The 17,150-nt window shown below is 57.3% G+C and carries 17 protein-coding genes; 13 read left to right on the forward strand and 4 right to left on the reverse strand.

Going from position 1 to position 17,150, the window contains the following annotated elements:
* The first annotated feature begins 4 nt into the window (after nucleotides 1-4).
* The 10 genes from I9188_RS12555 (at nucleotide 5) to I9188_RS12600 (ending at nucleotide 11,001) form a co-directional block, all read left to right on the forward strand.
* Nucleotides 5-1,996, forward strand: a complete 1,992-nt coding sequence (locus I9188_RS12555) for an AMP-binding protein (protein WP_209506936.1) — start codon at nucleotides 5-7, stop codon at nucleotides 1,994-1,996.
* 78 nt (nucleotides 1,997-2,074) lie between these two features.
* On the forward strand, nucleotides 2,075-2,893 hold the full coding sequence (locus I9188_RS12560) for an ABC transporter ATP-binding protein (RefSeq protein WP_209506937.1): 819 nt from the start codon (nucleotides 2,075-2,077) through the stop codon (nucleotides 2,891-2,893).
* A gap of 29 nt (nucleotides 2,894-2,922) precedes the next feature.
* The gene (locus I9188_RS12565) at nucleotides 2,923-3,909 is read left to right on the forward strand and encodes a branched-chain amino acid ABC transporter permease (RefSeq protein ID WP_209506938.1); all 987 of its coding nucleotides are present in this window, start codon (nucleotides 2,923-2,925) and stop codon (nucleotides 3,907-3,909) included.
* Nucleotides 3,910-3,912: 3 nt separating this feature from the next.
* Nucleotides 3,913-4,170, forward strand: coding sequence for a hypothetical protein (locus I9188_RS12570; RefSeq protein ID WP_209506939.1), 258 nt, complete (start codon nucleotides 3,913-3,915; stop codon nucleotides 4,168-4,170).
* A gap of 3 nt (nucleotides 4,171-4,173) precedes the next feature.
* The gene (locus I9188_RS12575) at nucleotides 4,174-5,250 is read left to right on the forward strand and encodes a branched-chain amino acid ABC transporter permease (protein WP_209598953.1); all 1,077 of its coding nucleotides are present in this window, start codon (nucleotides 4,174-4,176) and stop codon (nucleotides 5,248-5,250) included.
* A gap of 74 nt (nucleotides 5,251-5,324) precedes the next feature.
* Complete coding sequence (locus I9188_RS12580; protein ID WP_209506941.1) at nucleotides 5,325-6,608, forward strand: ABC transporter substrate-binding protein; 1,284 nt, start codon at nucleotides 5,325-5,327, stop codon at nucleotides 6,606-6,608.
* Between the two features lie 111 nt (nucleotides 6,609-6,719).
* Complete coding sequence (locus tag I9188_RS12585; RefSeq protein WP_209506942.1) at nucleotides 6,720-7,553, forward strand: ABC transporter ATP-binding protein; 834 nt, start codon at nucleotides 6,720-6,722, stop codon at nucleotides 7,551-7,553.
* A 19-nt stretch (nucleotides 7,554-7,572) separates the two neighbouring features.
* Complete coding sequence (locus I9188_RS12590) at nucleotides 7,573-8,790, forward strand: phenylacetate--CoA ligase family protein (RefSeq protein WP_209507011.1); 1,218 nt, start codon at nucleotides 7,573-7,575, stop codon at nucleotides 8,788-8,790.
* A 122-nt stretch (nucleotides 8,791-8,912) separates the two neighbouring features.
* On the forward strand, nucleotides 8,913-10,577 hold the full coding sequence (locus I9188_RS12595; protein ID WP_209506943.1) for an iron ABC transporter permease: 1,665 nt from the start codon (nucleotides 8,913-8,915) through the stop codon (nucleotides 10,575-10,577).
* 73 nt (nucleotides 10,578-10,650) lie between these two features.
* A complete protein-coding gene (locus I9188_RS12600; protein WP_209506944.1) occupies nucleotides 10,651-11,001 on the forward strand; it encodes a DUF2794 domain-containing protein in 351 nt (116 codons plus the stop codon).
* Here I9188_RS12600 and I9188_RS12605 read toward each other — a convergent pair.
* The 3 genes from I9188_RS12605 to I9188_RS12615 all read right to left on the reverse strand — a co-directional run bounded on the left by I9188_RS12605 (nucleotide 10,998) and on the right by I9188_RS12615 (nucleotide 13,567).
* Complete coding sequence (locus I9188_RS12605; protein WP_209506945.1) at nucleotides 10,998-11,735, reverse strand: C40 family peptidase; 738 nt, start codon at nucleotides 11,733-11,735, stop codon at nucleotides 10,998-11,000. The two genes, I9188_RS12600 and I9188_RS12605, sit on opposite strands and share 4 nt — an antisense overlap.
* Nucleotides 11,732-13,114: a leucyl aminopeptidase family protein gene (locus tag I9188_RS12610; protein WP_209506946.1), complete on the reverse strand. Its 1,383-nt coding sequence runs from the start codon at nucleotides 13,112-13,114 to the stop codon at nucleotides 11,732-11,734. The genes I9188_RS12605 and I9188_RS12610 overlap by 4 nt, the downstream gene beginning before the upstream one ends.
* A gap of 63 nt (nucleotides 13,115-13,177) precedes the next feature.
* Nucleotides 13,178-13,567, reverse strand: a complete 390-nt coding sequence (locus I9188_RS12615; protein ID WP_209507012.1) for a hypothetical protein — start codon at nucleotides 13,565-13,567, stop codon at nucleotides 13,178-13,180.
* A gap of 144 nt (nucleotides 13,568-13,711) precedes the next feature.
* Here I9188_RS12615 and I9188_RS12620 point away from each other — a divergent pair, with 144 nt between their 5' ends.
* Nucleotides 13,712-14,362, forward strand: coding sequence for a carbonic anhydrase (locus tag I9188_RS12620; protein ID WP_209506947.1), 651 nt, complete (start codon nucleotides 13,712-13,714; stop codon nucleotides 14,360-14,362).
* 97 nt (nucleotides 14,363-14,459) lie between these two features.
* Nucleotides 14,460-14,996: an SRPBCC family protein gene (locus I9188_RS12625; RefSeq protein WP_209506948.1), complete on the forward strand. Its 537-nt coding sequence runs from the start codon at nucleotides 14,460-14,462 to the stop codon at nucleotides 14,994-14,996.
* 63 nt (nucleotides 14,997-15,059) lie between these two features.
* On the opposite strand, the gene I9188_RS12630 is transcribed toward I9188_RS12625, so the two are convergent.
* Nucleotides 15,060-15,977, reverse strand: a complete 918-nt coding sequence (locus tag I9188_RS12630; RefSeq protein WP_209506949.1) for an endonuclease/exonuclease/phosphatase family protein — start codon at nucleotides 15,975-15,977, stop codon at nucleotides 15,060-15,062.
* 328 nt (nucleotides 15,978-16,305) lie between these two features.
* On the opposite strand from I9188_RS12630, the gene I9188_RS12635 reads away from it, so the two are divergent.
* Nucleotides 16,306-17,148 (forward strand): class I SAM-dependent methyltransferase, encoded by an 843-nt coding sequence (locus I9188_RS12635; RefSeq protein WP_209506950.1) that lies wholly within the window; start codon nucleotides 16,306-16,308, stop codon nucleotides 17,146-17,148.
* Nucleotides 17,149-17,150: the final 2 nt, after the last annotated feature.

A 17,150-nucleotide genomic window follows, 5' to 3' on the forward strand; every position in this document is an offset into this window, starting at 1 on the left:
CCGGATGGGGAGGAGAAAAAGATTGGCTCAGACGCAGTCGGGCGCCGAAGGGTTGCATTCCCTTCCGGCGCTTCTACACCGCAACGCGACCCAGTTCGGGGATGCCCCGGCCTATCGGGAAAAAGAATTTGGGATCTGGCAATGCTGGACCTGGGCTGAAGCGGCCAAAGAAATTCGCGCGCTCGCCCTTGGATTTCTTGAAATTGGTGTCGAGCGCGGTGACCACATTGCCGTGATCGGACGCAACCGGCCAGCACATTACTGGACCATGGTCGCGGCACAGATGGTCGGTGCAATTCCGGTGCCTCTGTATCAGGACGCAGTCGCCGAAGAGATGACCTATGTGATGGAACATTGCGGCGCGAAATATGTCGTCTGCGGTGATCAGGAACAGGTCGACAAGGTCATCGAAATTCAGGAAAAAGTGCACCAGATCAAGCACATACTCTACACCGACAAGCGGGGGATGCGGAAATACGACCACAGCCAGATGAACGCGCTGGAAGACCTCATGGCCGAAGGTCAGGCAGGACATCAGCGGTTTGATGCAGAGCTGGACAAGCGCATCTCTGAGATCACCTATAACGACACTTGCGTCATGCTTTATACCTCGGGCACAACGGGCAAGCCCAAGGGGGTGGTTCTGTCGAACCGCAACGTGATCGAAAGCGCCAAGAACTCGGCGATCTTCGACCATTTGACCCGCGATGAAGATATCCTTTCCTACCTTCCAATGGCATGGGTCGGGGATTTCATCTTTTCCATCGGTCAGGCCTATTGGTGCGGGTTCTGCGTAAACTGCCCGGAAAGCGCCGACACGATGATGACCGATCTGCGCGAAATCGGGCCGACCTATTTCTTCGCCCCACCGCGCGTGTTTGAAAGCCAGCTGACCAATGTAATGATCCGGATGGAGGATGCGAGCAAGCTGAAGCAACGCATGTTCCATCACTTCATGGCGCATGCCAAAAAAGTGGGTGGCAAGTTGCTGGATGGCAAACCCGTCGGCTTTGGCGACCGGATGAAATACGCGCTGGGTAACCTGCTGGTCTACGGGCCGCTCAAGGATACGCTGGGTTATGGCCGGTTTCGGGTTGGCTATACAGCGGGTGAAGCGATCGGACCGGAAATCTTTGATTTCTATAGGTCTTTGGGCATCAACCTGAAACAGCTTTATGGCCAGACCGAAGCAACCGTTTTCATCACCGTACAGCCGGATGGCGAGGTTCGGGCCGATACGGTTGGTGTTCCCGCGCCGGATGTTGAGATCAAGATCGACGACAAGGGCGAGATCCACTACCGCTCGCCCGGCGTGTTTGTCGAATATTACAACAACCCGGATTCCACGGCATCGACCAAAGATGCCGAAGGCTGGGTGGCAACGGGTGATGCCGGATTTATCGAGGAAAGCAGCGGCCACCTGCGGATCATCGACCGCGCCAAGGACGTGGGCAAAATGGCCGACGGGTCCATGTTCGCGCCGAAATATGTCGAGAACAAGCTGAAATTCTACCCCGATATTCTCGAGGTCGTTCTGTTCGGAAACGGCAAGGACCGCTGCGTGGCGTTCATCAATATCGACCTGACAGCGGTCGGCAACTGGGCGGAACGTAACAACGTGGCCTATGCGTCCTATCAGGAACTGGCGGGGCATCCGCGTGTGTTAGAGACGATCAAGGCGCATGTGGAAGAGGTCAACAAATCGGTAGCAGCTGATGAAATGCTGTCCGGTTGCCAGGTGCATCGCTTTGTCGTTCTGCACAAGGAACTGGACGCTGATGATGGTGAGATGACGCGCACCCGGAAAGTGCGGCGCGGGTTTGTCGAAGAGAAGTTCCACGACATCATTGCGGCGCTTTATGACGGGTCCGAAAGCGTGTCAACCAAGACCGAAGTGACCTATGAAGATGGGCGCAAGGGAGCGATCAGCGCGACGCTGAAAATCGTGGATGCGCCGGTTGTACCGGTTGCGCAACATAAGGTGGCAGCGGAATGAGGGCCGCCATAGCACCGCGCGACCTGCGGCCATCACCCCGCCCGCCATCCCGTTTATGCGCAAGTCAGGGAGTGACTGATGCTGGATAACGCCGAAGGATATGTCACCGAAGACGGTCGCAAGATCGGCGGCGTGGTGATGGAAATGAAGAACATCACCCTGCGCTTTGGCGGCGTCGTGGCGATCAAGGATATCTCGTTCGATATTCGCGAGGGTGAGATTCGCGCCATCATCGGGCCGAACGGGGCCGGGAAATCGTCGATGCTGAACGTTATCTCGGGGTTCTATGTCCCGCAGGAGGGCGAGGTCTGGTTCCACGGATCAAAACGCCCGCCCATGCGCCCCTTTGAGGTGGCGCAGCAGGGAATCGCGCGGACGTTCCAGAACATCGCCCTGTTCGAGGGGATGAGTGTTTTGGACAACGTCATGACCGGGCGCTTGAACTTCATGCAGACCAACATCCTCCAGCAGGCGTGGTGGAAGGGAAAGGCCGAGGCGGAAGAGGTTGAAAACCGTGAGGCGGTCGAGAAGATCATCGATTTCCTTGAAATCCAACACATCCGCAAGACACCCGTTGCGCGCCTGCCTTATGGCCTGAAAAAACGCGTCGAACTGGCCCGCGCACTGGCGGCAGAACCAAAGCTCTTGCTGCTGGATGAACCGATGGCGGGCATGAACGTCGAAGAGAAAGAGGACATGAGCCGCTTTATCCTCGACGTGAATGACGAATTCGGCACCACCATCGCCCTGATCGAACACGATATGGGCGTGGTGATGGACCTGAGCGACCGCGTGGTCGTGATGGATTACGGCAAAAAGATTGGTGACGGTACACCCGACGAGGTGCGCAACAATCAGGAAGTCATCGACGCCTATCTGGGGGTCAGCCATGACTGAGACCAAAGCAGATATCCGGGGAGGCACATATGCCTGAGCAGTTAATCTTTGCCACGGAGGTCATCCTTAACGGTCTGATGGCCGGGGTGCTTTATGCGCTGGTCGCGCTGGGCTTTGTGCTTATCTACAAGGCATCCGGGATTTTCAATTATGCGCAAGGGGTTATGGCCCTGTTTGCGGCGATGACGCTGGTCGGGATCATGAACGGGCAGGTGCCTTTCGCGCATTTGATCAACGCGACCTTCGGCACTCATGTCTATAACTTCGGCTGGAACATCCCCGCCCTGCTGGCGATCATCCTGACAATGGGCGTGATGGTTCTGCTGGCCTGGTGTGTGCAGCGCTTTGTCATGCGGCATCTGGTTGGGCAGGAGCCGATCATCCTGTTCATGGCCACGATCGGTCTGGCCTATTTCCTTGAAGGCGTGGCCGACCTGATGTGGGGATCCGAGATCAAGACGCTGGATGTGGGTCTGCCGCAGGGCATCAACCTGTGGATCGACGAGGTCACCTTTAACATCTTCGGCTATGGCTTCTTCATCGACAACCTCGACATCGTGGCAACCGTGATTGCGGCGCTTCTGGTGGCGGCACTGGTGGCCTTCAGCCAGTACACAAAGCAGGGCCGGGCCATGCGCGCGGTGGCGGATGACCATCAGGCAGCGCTTTCGGTCGGGATCTCGCTCAACTTCATCTGGGTCATGGTCTGGTCGGTGGCCGGGTTCGTGGCGCTGGTCGCGGGGATCATGTGGGGCACCAAATCGGGCGTGCAGTTCTCGCTGTCGCTGATCGCGCTCAAGGCGCTGCCGGTGCTGATGCTGGGCGGGTTCACCTCGATCCCCGGTGCCATCGTCGGCGGTCTGATCATCGGAGTGGGCGAGAAACTGTTCGAATTCTCGATTGGCCCGCTGGTCGGCGGCGCGACCGAGAACTGGTTCGCCTATGTGCTGGCGCTGATCTTTCTGGTGTTTAGACCGCAGGGTCTGTTCGGCGAGAAGATCATCGAGAGGGTGTAACGCATGACCAAACTCATCGCCATCATCAACGTGATCGCATGGGCGGGGTTCTGGGCCTTTGGATATATCGCGCTGACCTCGAATGACCTGACCGACAGCCAGCTGACGATTGCCGCAATCCTGGCCTTTGCCGGGCTGATCATGGGTGTTCTGGCCTACCTGAAACTGGTGCGCGCCTCTGAGGCGAGCGGATATGCCAAAGGGTCCAGCCAGCTGGACGCCGCGACCCGGAACCGGGCGCAGGAAGAATGGGGAAAGTAACAGATGTTCTATCGTGAGGCCGGAGATTTCAAAACCTCCTACGTGGATGACAGCCAGACTTTCCCGATCAAGTTCGACCGGTACCGGTACTATGTCGTTTTGGCGGTGGCGTTCGGGATCATTCCGTTCATCATCAACGACTATTGGGCAAACGCCCTGCTGCTGCCCTTTCTGATCTATGCCATCGCGGCGATCGGACTGAACATACTTGTGGGCTATTGCGGGCAGGTCAGCCTTGGTACAGGCGGTTTCATGGCTGTCGGCGCTTATGCCTGCTACAAGTTGATGACCGCATTTCCAGACGTCAGCATGTTCATTCATGTCCTGCTGGCTGGAGGTATCACCGCGATTGTAGGCGTTTTGTTTGGCCTGCCTTCCCTGCGGATCAAAGGGTTCTATCTGGCGGTGGCGACGCTTGCGGCACAGTTCTTTCTGGTGTGGCTCTTCAACCGGGTGCCGTGGTTCTACAACTACTCGGCCTCGGGTCAGATCAACGCGCCAGAACGTGACGTGTTCGGCATTATCATCTCGGGCCCGAACGCCCCGGCTTGGGCGACCTACCTGTTCTGTCTGATCTTCCTGACCGCCAGCGCGATTATTGCGCGCAACCTGACCCGCGGCACGACCGGGCGGACATGGATGGCGATCCGCGACATGGATATCGCCGCGGAAATCATCGGGGTGAACCCGTTGAAGGCCAAGATCAGCGCTTTCGCTGTCAGCTCGTTCTTTGTGGGCATCGCAGGGGCCTTGTTCTTTGCCGTCTATCTTGGCGCGGTCGAGGTGGGCGAAGCATTCGGCATTCAGAAGTCGTTTCTGGTGCTGTTCATGGTGATTATCGGCGGGTTAGGCTCGATTTTCGGGTCTTTTGCCGGGGCGGCGTTCCTGGTGCTGCTGCCGGTTCTGCTCAAACTGGTTGGCGTCGATCTTCTGGGTTGGCCGACCGATATCGTTGCCCATCTTCAGCTCGTGATTGTAGGCGCGCTGATCATCATGTTCCTGATCCTCGAGCCCCACGGTCTGGCCCAGTTGTGGCGCGTGGCGAAAGAGAAACTCAGACTCTGGCCGTTCCCGCACTGAGGGCTGGCCCAATCATAAAGACGGGTGATCAAGCCCGAACTCAATATCGGATCAATCAAGGGAGGAGACACCCGATGAACAAGAAACTGGCAACTGTGGCGCTGAGCGCCCTGATGGCGGCAGGACCTGCGATGGCGGATCTTGTGTTCCCGTCGCTCAGTTATCGAACCGGGCCCTATGCGGCCGGTGGTATTCCATTCGCGGATGGTTACGCCGACTATTTCACGCTTCTGAACGAGCGGGACGGTGGTATTGGCGGTGTACCCGCAAACGTGATCGAATGCGAAACCGGGTATAACACCGAAAAAGGCGTGGAATGCTACGAATCCACCAAAGGTGAAGGCGCGCTGGTGTATCAGCCGCTGTCGACCGGTATTACCTATCAGCTGATCCCCAAAGTGACCGCCGACGGCATTCCACTGCACACGATGGGGTATGGCCGGACCTCGGCTGCGAACGGCAAAGTGTTCAGCCACGTGTTCAACTATCCGGCCAACTACTGGAATGGTGCGTCCGGTGCGATCAACTATCTGTTGGAGGAAAATAGCGGTGACCTGAGCGGCAAGAAGATTGCGCTGGTCTATCACAACTCGGCCTATGGCAAGGAACCGATCCGGACATTGGAAACTCTGGCCGAAAAGCATGGGTATGAGCTGTCCCTGCTGCCGGTTGATCACCCGGGCCAGGAGCAGAAGTCGCAATGGCTGCAAATTCGCCGCGAAAAGCCTGACTATGTCATCATGTGGGGCTGGGGCGTCATGAACCAGGTTGCGGTTCAGGAAGCGGCCAACATCCGTTTCCCGATGGAAAACTTCATCGGTGTCTGGTGGTCGGGCGCGGAATTCGACGTTGAGCCTGCTGGCGAAAAAGCGACCGGTTACAAGGCGCTGACCTTTACCGGCCTTGGTATGGACTATCCTGTCTATGACGACCTGAAAAAGTACGTCGTTGACTCGGGCAAGGCTGCGGGTGCCGGCGATCAGCTGGGTACAGTTCAGTACAACCGTGGGCTTTATGCCGCCATGCTGGCAGCCGAGGCTGTGAAAACGGCGCAGGCGATGCACGGAACCGCTGATATCGACGCGTCGATGATGCGCGATGGCATGGAAGCACTGGAAATGACCAACGCCAAGATGGAAGCGCTTGGTATGTCCGGGTTCGGCCCTGAATTCTCGGTCTCTTGCGAAAACCACGGCGGCCCCGGTCTTGTCGGTGTTGTTCAGTGGGATGCGGCGACTGGCGCCTGGAACCCCGTACAGGACTTCAAACCGACAGATGCCGAAGTTATCGGCGCGTTGATCGAAGAAGATTCCGGTGCCTACGCAACCGAAAACAGCATCTCGCCACGTTGCGAGTAAGGCATGGTACGCCACGGATGTGATCCGGGGCGTTCAGACAACCGGAGCGGCGGGTTACCTGCCGCTCCTCACGAACAGCCCCGGAACGGGCAGGCATGAGGAAACGCGCTGATGCTGGATGCGGCACAAACCACTGACGTGCAGGCGGAAACCCTGCTTGAGGTCAATAATATCGAGGTGATCTACAACCACGTGATCCTCGTGTTGAAAGGCGTCAGCCTGAGCGTTCCAAAGGGCGGCATCACAGCGTTGTTGGGCGGCAATGGTGCGGGCAAGACAACCACGCTCAAGGCCGTTTCGAACCTGCTGCATTCCGAACGCGGAGAAGTCACCAAAGGTTCGATCAAGTATCGCGGCCAGAACGTGCATGAAAGCGATCCGGCCGATCTGGTTGAAAAGGGTGTCATTCAGGTGATGGAAGGTCGCCATTGTTTCGAGCACCTGACCGTCGAAGAAAACTTGCTGACCGGTGCTTATACCCGAAGAGACGGGGCGGCTGCGGTCCAGCAGGATCTTGAGATGGTTTACGCATATTTCCCCCGGCTCAAGGAACGCCGCCGGTCGCAGGCAGGCTATACTTCGGGTGGTGAACAGCAGATGGTTGCCATGGGGCGGGCGTTGATGTCGCGGCCCGAGACGATTTTGCTGGACGAACCCTCAATGGGTCTTGCTCCGCAGTTGGTCGAAGAGATTTTCAGTATCGTGAAGGACCTCAACGAAAAAGAGGGCGTGTCCTTTCTGCTGGCAGAGCAGAACACCAACGTCGCCCTGCGCTTTGCGCATTACGGCTATATTCTTGAATCCGGGCGTGTCGTGATGGATGGCCCGGCCGCTGACCTGCGCGAAAACCCGGATGTGAAAGAGTTTTATCTGGGTATGTCCGACGAGGGCCGCAAAAGCTTTCGTGATGTGCGGTCCTATCGTCGTCGCAAAAGGTGGCTGTGAGCGGATGGAGGATATGGCGATGACCTATTTCGACGCACTCGAAACACGCTCGGCAGACGAACGCGCCTCAGATCAGGCCGGGGCACTTGTGGAGCAGATCAAACGCGCGATGTCGGCCCCTGGATTTGCGTCGCATTTGTCAGAATCAGACACTAATAAGGTAAAGTCAGCAGAAGATTTGCCGACATTGCCCGTTCTGCGGAAATCGGATTTGACCCGGGCACAGGCCAAACGCCCCCCGTTTGGCGGATTTACGGTAAAACCCGCGCGGCATTTCCATCATGTGTTCCAGTCGCCCGGGCCGATCTATGAGCCGGGCAGCACTGATCACGACTGGTGGCGCATGGGCCGTTTCCTGAATGCCGCGGGTGTTGGCGCAGGGGACATCGTCCAGAACTGTTTTGGGTATCATCTGACGCCGGCCGGTATGATCTTTGAAAATGGCGCACGGGCTGTTGGCGCGGCTGTTCTGCCCGCAGGGACCGGACAAACCGAGTTGCAGGTGACTGCCGCCCGCGATGTTGGCTGTACGGCCTATGCAGGTACGCCGGATTACCTGAAGGTCATTCTGGACAAAGCCGACGAGATGGGCGTTTCACTACATTTCTCGAAAGCCGCCGTTGGCGGAGGCGCTTTGTTCCCGTCTTTGCGACAGGAATATGCCGACCGGGGTATCTCGTGCCTGCAATGTTACGCGACAGCGGATCTGGGCAATATTGCTTATGAAAGCGCCGCGATCGACGGGATGATCATCGACGAGCACGTGATTGTCGAGATTGTGACACCTGGAACCGGAACTCCGGTGGCACCGGGTGAGGTGGGCGAGGTTGTGGTGACCTCTCTCAACCCAGATTACCCGCTGATCCGCTTTGCGACGGGCGACCTGTCCGCCGTAATGCCGGGGATTTCCCCCTGCGGTCGCACGAACACCCGGATCAAAGGTTGGATGGGGCGTGCAGATCAGACGACCAAGATCAAAGGTATGTTCGTGCGTCCGGAACAGGTTGCCGCTTTGGTCGACAAGCATGAAGAGATCGTCAAGGCTCGAGTCATCGCCACCCGTCAGGGCGAGATGGATTCGATGACTGTCCAGATCGAAAGCACAGGCGGGGATGATACGGCATATGCCAGATCGGTGGCCGAAGTGCTGAAACTGAAAGGCGCAATCGAAGTCGTGGCCCCCGGCTCGCTGCCCAAAGACGGGTTGGTGATCGAGGATCAGCGCGTCTACGAATAGCAGTGAAAAACAGGTCTGCGGCAGTTTGTGCCGCAGATTTGTTGACCGACGCACTGGTGTTTCCGAGCATTTTGGTCGATTAAAGGCAGACCCTAAGCCTTTGCCAATCAAAAGCCGGGATGATGACCCAGATCGACTATTCAGAAAACGGATCACGCAATCGCGGTGTACGCGGCACACGGCTGTTGGCCGCTGTCGCCTATCTTGTGGCTGCCGCGTGCCTGTTGCCCATGGTGGCCGTGGTTCTGGCAGCGGTGACTGGGGGGACAGATACGATCTCGCACCTGATGGGGACGGTGCTGCCCAGCTATACCGTGACGACCCTGATCCTTGTGGTGCTGGTCGCGGTGGGTACGTTCAGTATCGGCACGGGCGCTGCCTGGTTGGTGACGATGACCCGCTTTCCGGGCGTCAGGATCCTTGAGATCGCGCTGGTCTTGCCCTTGGCCTTTCCGGCATACGTGCTTGCCTATGCATACACCTTTATTCTGGATCATCCGGGTATCGTTCAAAGCACTTTGCGGGATGTAACAGGCTGGGGGCCGCGCGACTACTGGTTCCCTGAAATCCGCTCGACCGGGGGCGCTGCGGTGATGCTGATTCTGGTGCTGTACCCCTATGTCTACCTGCTGGCGCGGGCTGCGTTCCTGCAACAAAGTGCTTCGGCGTTTCTGGCTGCTCGGGCGCTGGGCAACAATCCATGGCTGGCGTTTCGGCGCGTCTCGCTGCCGATGGCGCGCCCGGCAATCGCCGGTGGTGTGCTACTGGCCATCATGGAAACCATCGCCGATTTCGGAACCGTGTCTTATTTCGGTGTGCAGACCTTTGCGACCGGGATTTACACCAGCTGGTTCTCCATGGCCGACCGAGCGGCGGCGGCGCAGCTGGCCTGGTGCCTGCTTGTCTTTGCGCTGATCATGGCTGTGGCCGAGCGCACCCAGCGCGGTAAGGCAAAATACTATCAGGCCGGAAAGAAACATGCTGCCCAACCGGCGGAACAACTGACCGGTCTTCGCGCCGCCGCAGCATTCTTGTTATGTACGATACCCGTTATCTTCGGGTTTCTGCTGCCCGTTATCATACTGGTCGAGATGGGTTTGGAATCGGAACAGAACTTGCTGTCGCGGCGCTATATCGGTTTCATCCAGAACTCGCTGATCCTCGCCGGAACGGCTGCAGTTGTCACTGTCTTTGCGGCGATCTGTGTCGGGTTCTTTCAACGCCTGAGACCCGGGCGCGCGTCGTCTGCGACGGCCTATATGGCGCGGCTGGGATATGCCGTGCCCGGTGGCGTCATTGCAGTCGGCTTGATTGTACCTTTCGCCAGCTTTGACAACGCGTTGGATGCCTGGATGCGGCAGACCTTCGATGTATCGACTGGGTTGTTGGTGACAGGTTCGATCTGGTTGCTGGTCGCCGCTTACATGGTGCGATTCCTTGCCGCCGCGCTCAGCGCCTATGAGGGGGGGCAAAGCACGGTTCATGCCAATATGGATGCCGCGGCCCGCTCGCTGGGGCAAACACCGCTGGGAACATTGCGGCGCGTTCACCTGCCCATTCTGACACCGTCGCTGCTGACCGCGCTGTTGATCGTCTTTGTTGATGTGATGAAGGAATTGCCTGCCACCTTGATCATGCGCCCGTTCAACTTCGACACACTAGCCGTACAGGCGTACAGGCTTGCCTCGGATGAGAGGCTTGAGGGCGCCGCTGTGCCGTCGCTGGTCATTCTGGCGGTCGGCCTGCTGCCGGTAATACTGATTTGCCGTCAGGTTGGTCGGCGGTAACACTTGTGTTGTAAATGCCGGGCAACAGCGCATCAGGCTTGATTCAAACACGATTTCCGGCAAGGCTGGAGGTATGAATATGCAGCCTCCCAACCGGTTTTCGGCAAACGCAGCGCAGATGCCCGTGGCCTTTGACCGGCATGAGATGTCGCAAATCCTGTCCGTTTATGGACGGATGGTCGCCGCTGGAGAGTGGCGAGACTATGGTATCTCAAACCTGCGCGATATGGCGGTGTTCTCGATCTTCCGGCGCACCGCAGAGCACCCGATCTACCGCGTCGAAAAACACCCGCGCCTGAAGTCCCGGCAGGGTATGTACTCAGTCATAGGTATGGATGGCCGTATCCTGAAACGCGGCCATGATCTGCGAGCCGTCCTGCGGGTGCTGGAACGCAAGCTCATCCGGGCCGTAAACCTGGATTAGAGCCTTTTTCGCGCTGTAACAGGCCCGTCACCCTGATCCTGAATGCGCTGAGTCGCCCGGTCCATCGGTTCGTACACAACCGCCATATGGCTGGCGTTAGCGTGTAAAATCATGTTGTCGCCCGAAACCCAGGCCACGTGCCCTTTCCAGAACAGCAAATCCCCACGCTGCGCAGGTGATTCAGCTGACAGGACAGCGCCCAAGGCTTGTTCCTGATCGCCGCTATCGCCGGGGCAGGGAATACCGCAGGCCAGCAACGCGGCCTGAACAAGCCCCGAGCAATCGATACCGAACCGGCTGTTTCCGCCCCACAGATAAGGCGTACCCAGAAACAACTCGGCCACGGCAACCGGATCGTGCGGTTTTTCTGTAATTGCGGCCGTGTGAACCTTTGGGACAAAACCCAATTCGGTCTGCACAAACCGATCCGTTTCGGCAGTTGCATGGATTTTACTTCCGAAACTCAGAGAAACGAGATCGCGGCTTTTGATTTCAGGGGCCACGTAGGCATGTGTTGCGGGCGCATTGATCCAATGCGTTGCAGGCATATCCTCGGACAGGTGGTCTGTTTCCAGCCAACCAGCATATCCGTCTTTTTCCGCGACGATCCTGCTCCACCCGTCGTTGTTTTCTGCGACGTGAACCGTGTCCCCCAACAGCAACTGCCGGTCACGCGGTCCGTCAGGAACACGCAACAGGTCGACGACCGGTTTGGATACGCGGCGCTTGGTCATAACCCCAATACCTCCGGTAATGCCGACAGCACTGCGCGTGTTCCCTGACCCAGACCGCCTTTTGTGCGGCCGGGTTCATTGCTGGGTTGCCACGCGTAGATGTCAAAATGGACATAGCGGCTGGACCCTACGAACCGGCGCAGAAACAGCGCGGCGGTGATAGACCCGGCAAACCCGCCCGAGGGGGCATTGTCCAGATCGGCAATGCCGGGTTCGATCATCGCCTCGTAGGGTGTGTGAAACGGCATTCTCCAGACCGGATCGGCAGACGTTTTGGCCGCTTGTGCCAAGGCCATCGCGCAGCTTTCGTCGTCGGTGTAAAACGGGGCCAGATCAGGGCCCACGGCCACGCGCGCCGCACCGGTCAGCGTCGCCATCGAGATCACCAGATCGGGATTCCCTTCATCCGCCAAAGTCAGCGCATCAGCCAGAACCAGACGCCCTTCGGCGTCGGTGTTGTTGATTTCGACGGTCAGACCCTTGCGTGAGGTCAGGATATCACCGGGGCGGAAGGCATTGCCTGATACCGCGTTTTCAACGGCCGGGATCAGAACTCGCAGTTGTAGCGGAAGGTCCAGCGTCATGATCATCCGAGCCAGTCCCAACACATTGGCCGCGCCACCCATGTCTTTTTTCATCAGGCCCATGGAAGCGCCCGGTTTCAAATTCAGCCCGCCGGTATCGAAACATACACCTTTGCCCACCAGTGTCAGTCTGGGGCCACTGGTGCCCCAGGTCAGCTCGATCAGCCGGGGGGCCTGTTCCGCGGCCCGCCCTACCGTGTGAATCATGGGAAAGTTCTGGTCCAGCAGCGCTTGGCCGATTATCACCTTGCAAGACGCACCGAATTCATTTGCCAGAACCTCGACCGCTTGCTGCAACTGATCCGGTCCCATGTCCGAAGTGGGCGTGTTGACCAGATCGCGCGTCAGAGCTTCGGCATTTGCCATGGCTTCAATACGGGTGGCGTTGATGCCATCAGGTGCAATCAACGCCGCTGACCCTCCGGTCTGGGATGCGTATCGATCAAAGGCATAGCCAGTCATCAGCCAGCCAAGACACTCCATCTCCAACAAATCCGCAGGAATGCCCGAAGCAAGGCTGTAGGTTCCTTCCGGCAACGCCAAAGCCGCTGCGGCAAGAGGGAACCGTTTGCGCGCGCGTTTGTCTTCGGTTCCGTAACCAGCCAGCGCGAATTCAATTGCGCCGTTCGTGGCTGGCACAAGCAGGACCTGCCCCAGTGCACCGGAAAACCCGTTTGCTGCGACCCAGGATTGCACGCGCTCGGGCTGATCCAGAAGCCAGCCGTCCAAATCCGGCTGCGCGATCACATGAAGCGGTACGGAAGGGTCAGAGGATGGGGCGAAGGACAGTGTCATGGGCGCCTCGACAGATTGTTTCTGTGCACAGACTAGCCGCGCATATTCTGCCCGCAACCCCTGTCAGACGGAAAGGTCCTGTTGATCCCAGACGGCTGTCAATGACCGCTCCCCAACGCGGATCAGACGTCCCAGCGTCGCGCCCGCTGCTACCGCGTCGCCGGAATCGACGGCCTGTGCCACGTCCCCTGCAACCCTGGCCAGAACCGTCATCCCGACCTGTTCGGAAATCGCGACCAGGGACCTTGCGCATTTGCGCAGTTCGACCCATTCGCGCTGACGCCAAAAGCGTTCGCAGTTCGACAGGCGCACGGCCAGTTCTTCGATGGTGCGGCACAGCACATCCAGCGCGTTCTTGTCGCCCAGTTGACGGTAAAGGCCACTTAGTTGGTCCGAATCCAGACGGACGGATTCCTTGTGTTCAAGCGTGATAATTTTTTCCACCACATTCACCCTAATTCTGACGCCCCCACAGCGCAGGTTTGATACTGGTGGCAAATTCCTTTGCAAAACCTTGCAGAGAAACCGGATAATTACTCGAATTTTCCTAGAATTCAGTTTAGAGGATCGGTCAGCGACAAGAACGGGGACACCGTAATGGAATTTGCCAAACCTTTGCCGAGCTATCTGGTCACGCGGTATCACGGCTGGAAAGCGACCACATATTCAGAAAACCAGGTCTGGTTCAAGCGGCTGGCAGATGAAGGGCAGCGGCCCCGGGCGATGGTGATTTCCTGCTGCGACAGCCGGGTCCATGTGACCTCGATGTTCGGTGCCGATCAGGGCGATTTCTTTATCCACCGCAATATCGCCAATCTGGTGCCACCCTATGCGCCGGACGGTGATCATCACGGTACCAGCGCAGCAATCGAGTATGCCGTCACTTCTCTCAAGGTTGCGCATCTGATGGTTCTTGGCCATTCGCAATGCGGTGGTGTTCAGGGCTGTATCGACATGTGCAAGGGTCAGGCGCCGCAACTGGACGCAAAAGAAAGCTTTGTCGGTCGCTGGATGGACATTCTGAAACCAAAATTCGAACTTGTCGCTGATATCGAAGACAGCCTCGAACAAGCCCGGCAGCTGGAACGCCAGTCGGTTGTCGCGTCGCTTGAAAACCTGATGACGTTCCCGTTCATCTCGTCAGCGGTCGAAAAAGGCACTCTGAGCCTGCACGGGTTGTGGACCGATATAGGCGCTGGCGGGTTAGAGAGTTTCGACCCAATACAGAAGAAATTTGTCCCGGTGTGACGACGGTTCATAGTGAATAGTTGATGCGGAATATGGCTCTGATTCAGGGTCGTTTTTTCGTATGCTCCACACATGACGTTTGATTTTGGAGCTTGCTATGAAGATACTTAAACGAATTCTCGCAGGGTTGTGCCTTCTTGTTTTACTGTTCGTCGCTGTCTCATACGTGTTGCCCGGCAAGGCGGAAGTGTCCCGCAGCATCACCATCGATGCCCCGGCCGCAGTGATCTTTCCGTTTGTGAATTCCATGCAAGCGACCGAGAAATGGTCACCCTGGCTGTCACGCGATCCGGAGACGAAACTAAGCTACAGTGGCCCCGATGAAGGCGTCGGTAACAAGTTGAACTGGAGCTCGGATCACGCACAGGTCGGCACGGGGTCGCAGGAAATCGTCGAAAGCGTGGAAAATCAACTGGTCAAAACAGATCTGGACTTTGGGCAGATGGGCACGGCGTCGGCTTCGTTCACCCTGACACCCGATGGTGACGCGACCAATGTGACTTGGGGGTTCGAATCCGATCTGGGGCTCAATCCCATGTCCCGCTGGATGGGGGTGATGATGGATAAATGGGTTGGTGGCGATTACGAGCGGGGGTTGAATAATCTGAAAGCGCTGATCGAAAATAACACCTAGACCCTTCTTGGGATTGCGACATTCGATCTGGTATGCCCACCAAAGCGGCGGGGAACTTGCGGATCAATCCAAACGAAACCGCGCGAATTTGCCGAAATGGTCGGATCCCATGAACGGGCGCAGCTCAACCGTTCCGGTTGTTCCTTTCGGGAACAAAAGGTTGTCGATCGGCAAGGGTAAGTGCCAGCTGCCAAGATTATGAGTATTCAGGACGGCCCCAAAACTCTGGTTGTCTGCTGCCGCTGCGATCCGCCGAACGCTTGCACCCCAGGGAACCATGTTGAAATCTCCGGCAATCAGAACCGGGCCATCCAATTTTGCGATGCGTTCTGCAATGATCCGGCTTTGGGTTGATTGGTCGTAGGGAAAAGGCCACTTCAGGTGGATCGATACGATCCAGACCAAAGACCCATCCGGGGCCTTGACCTGCAATCCGACAAGACCATGGCCTTTCAGGCAGAACCCGGAACCTTCGACAATCGGAAGAGTTGTCAGGATGGCAACGTTTTGTTCGGGACGAAACTCACAGATCACCTTTTCGGGGTAATGCTCGAACAGATTGCTCATGTATTCGCGGTTGTGACTTGAGACTTCCTGCAACGTTACGATCTGAGCATCGGATGCAATGATGTCGTCGGCCAGCGAATACCGCGGCCAAGCCCGCCTCATGAGGTTCTTTTGATACAGCGTCAGGCACGGGCCGTCGCAGGCCTTGGGCGGGGCGGCGAAACTGGTTGCGATTGATCCGACGGCAACAGCGGCAAAGGCCAGGGTCACCAAAGCAAGGTATCTGGCGCGCATATACAGCAGGATCGCGGCACACGGCAAAAGCAGAACGCCGGCTTGCGGACGGAAAAGCGCAAAGGAGTCTCCCGCCGCCAGGAATTGCCCGGTAAACCCGATGAGGATAAGCCCAATCAGAATGCCTGCACATCCTATGATCAGGTATCTGCCAATTCTGCGTTTGGTCGAAGTTCCCATGCTCTGCCTCTGATGCCGTGTGCAGGGCACCACCTGTTGTCTTTAATGACCCATCCGTCGCGTTCAGGTCCGTGTTTAGCTGGCAAGCACGCCTGAATTTGTCAACAGGTCGGGCATCTTCACCGAGTTTGCGGAAGTCTTTTGCACCAGTCCGTATTGGTGCCCCTATGGATTCGGCAGATGGCCCAGAATGCGCTGGTTGCGGGAAAGGGTGATCAAAAGTAGATCATTTCTGAAGTATGAGGGTCAGCTTTAGTATCGCAATCTACAACATGCTGCATTGGGCTTGAATGTTTGCTAACGTGAGGCAAACCGGGATCACATTGCCATGGATGCAAACAAAGCGCAGGCTGATTATTGGGCTTCTCCTGCAGGGTTGAAATGGATTGAACACGAGCATGCCCTTGATACCGCGATGGCCGGTATGTTGAACATGATGCTCGCTACGACCAACATCCTTCCAACAGACCGCATCATCGACATAGGGTGCGGGACGGGGGCAAGCACCCTTGAATCGGCCCAGCGCGTGCCGGATGGCGATGTGCTTGGGGTGGACATTTCGGAGGCCCTTCTTGGTCGTGCTGCCAGTAGAGCAAAGGCAGAAGGAATTCGAAACGCCACCTTCCTCTTGGCCGATGCCCAAACGCATGATTTTTCAGCCCATCCTTTTGATCTTCTGGTGTCCCGATTAGGCATGAGCTTCTTCGCCGATCCGGTTGCAGCCCTTGGAAATCTATCCAATGCGCTGAACACTCGCGGGAAAATGGTATTTGTTTGCTGGGCTTCTGTGGCCAAAAACCCTTGGTTCGAGATTCCGAAACAAGCGGCTGAAGAAAGGTTTGGGCCTCAGCCAAAAGGGAATCCCAATGCGCCCGGACCGTCTGCTTTTCAGGATTGCAATCGCGTAGCTGACTTGATGAAACGGGCAGGCTTATCCAATGTCGAAGCCCGTCCGGTAGACATTCTACTTACACCTCCAGGCGGAGTTGCGGGTGCGGCGCGGGCTGCCAGCAAGGTCGGCCCAGCGGCTCGCATAATGAAATCCCACAAAGGGAGCGAAGCCGACGAAGTGGCGATTGAACATGCCGTGAAGGTAAACTTCGAACAGTTTGATAAAGGAGGCAACGTCCGGGTACCTGCCGTAGTTAATCTATTTTCTTGTTCACGGTGACG

This window comes from Ruegeria sp. HKCCSA071, from assembly GCF_017872555.1.
GTDB lineage: Bacteria > Pseudomonadota > Alphaproteobacteria > Rhodobacterales > Rhodobacteraceae > Ruegeria.

Excerpts from the sequence above, each read along its gene's own strand:
- I9188_RS12610 (WP_209506946.1), bottom strand. The coding sequence starts at position 13,114 with ATGACACTGTCCTTCGCCCCATCCTCTGACCCTTCCGTACCGCTTCAT.
- I9188_RS12635 (WP_209506950.1), top strand. The coding sequence starts at position 16,306 with ATGGATGCAAACAAAGCGCAGGCTGATTATTGGGCTTCTCCTGCAGGG.
- I9188_RS12590 (WP_209507011.1), top strand. The coding sequence starts at position 7,573 with ATGACCTATTTCGACGCACTCGAAACACGCTCGGCAGACGAACGCGCC.
- I9188_RS12560 (WP_209506937.1), top strand. The coding sequence starts at position 2,075 with ATGCTGGATAACGCCGAAGGATATGTCACCGAAGACGGTCGCAAGATC.
- I9188_RS12565 (WP_209506938.1), top strand. The coding sequence starts at position 2,923 with ATGCCTGAGCAGTTAATCTTTGCCACGGAGGTCATCCTTAACGGTCTG.
- I9188_RS12630 (WP_209506949.1), bottom strand. The coding sequence starts at position 15,977 with ATGGGAACTTCGACCAAACGCAGAATTGGCAGATACCTGATCATAGGA.
- I9188_RS12605 (WP_209506945.1), bottom strand. The coding sequence starts at position 11,735 with ATGACCAAGCGCCGCGTATCCAAACCGGTCGTCGACCTGTTGCGTGTT.
- I9188_RS12600 (WP_209506944.1), top strand. The coding sequence starts at position 10,651 with ATGAATATGCAGCCTCCCAACCGGTTTTCGGCAAACGCAGCGCAGATG.
- I9188_RS12575 (WP_209598953.1), top strand. The coding sequence starts at position 4,174 with ATGTTCTATCGTGAGGCCGGAGATTTCAAAACCTCCTACGTGGATGAC.
- I9188_RS12585 (WP_209506942.1), top strand. The coding sequence starts at position 6,720 with ATGCTGGATGCGGCACAAACCACTGACGTGCAGGCGGAAACCCTGCTT.
- I9188_RS12620 (WP_209506947.1), top strand. The coding sequence starts at position 13,712 with ATGGAATTTGCCAAACCTTTGCCGAGCTATCTGGTCACGCGGTATCAC.
- I9188_RS12555 (WP_209506936.1), top strand. The coding sequence starts at position 5 with ATGGGGAGGAGAAAAAGATTGGCTCAGACGCAGTCGGGCGCCGAAGGG.
- I9188_RS12595 (WP_209506943.1), top strand. The coding sequence starts at position 8,913 with ATGACCCAGATCGACTATTCAGAAAACGGATCACGCAATCGCGGTGTA.
- I9188_RS12570 (WP_209506939.1), top strand. The coding sequence starts at position 3,913 with ATGACCAAACTCATCGCCATCATCAACGTGATCGCATGGGCGGGGTTC.
- I9188_RS12580 (WP_209506941.1), top strand. The coding sequence starts at position 5,325 with ATGAACAAGAAACTGGCAACTGTGGCGCTGAGCGCCCTGATGGCGGCA.
- I9188_RS12625 (WP_209506948.1), top strand. The coding sequence starts at position 14,460 with ATGAAGATACTTAAACGAATTCTCGCAGGGTTGTGCCTTCTTGTTTTA.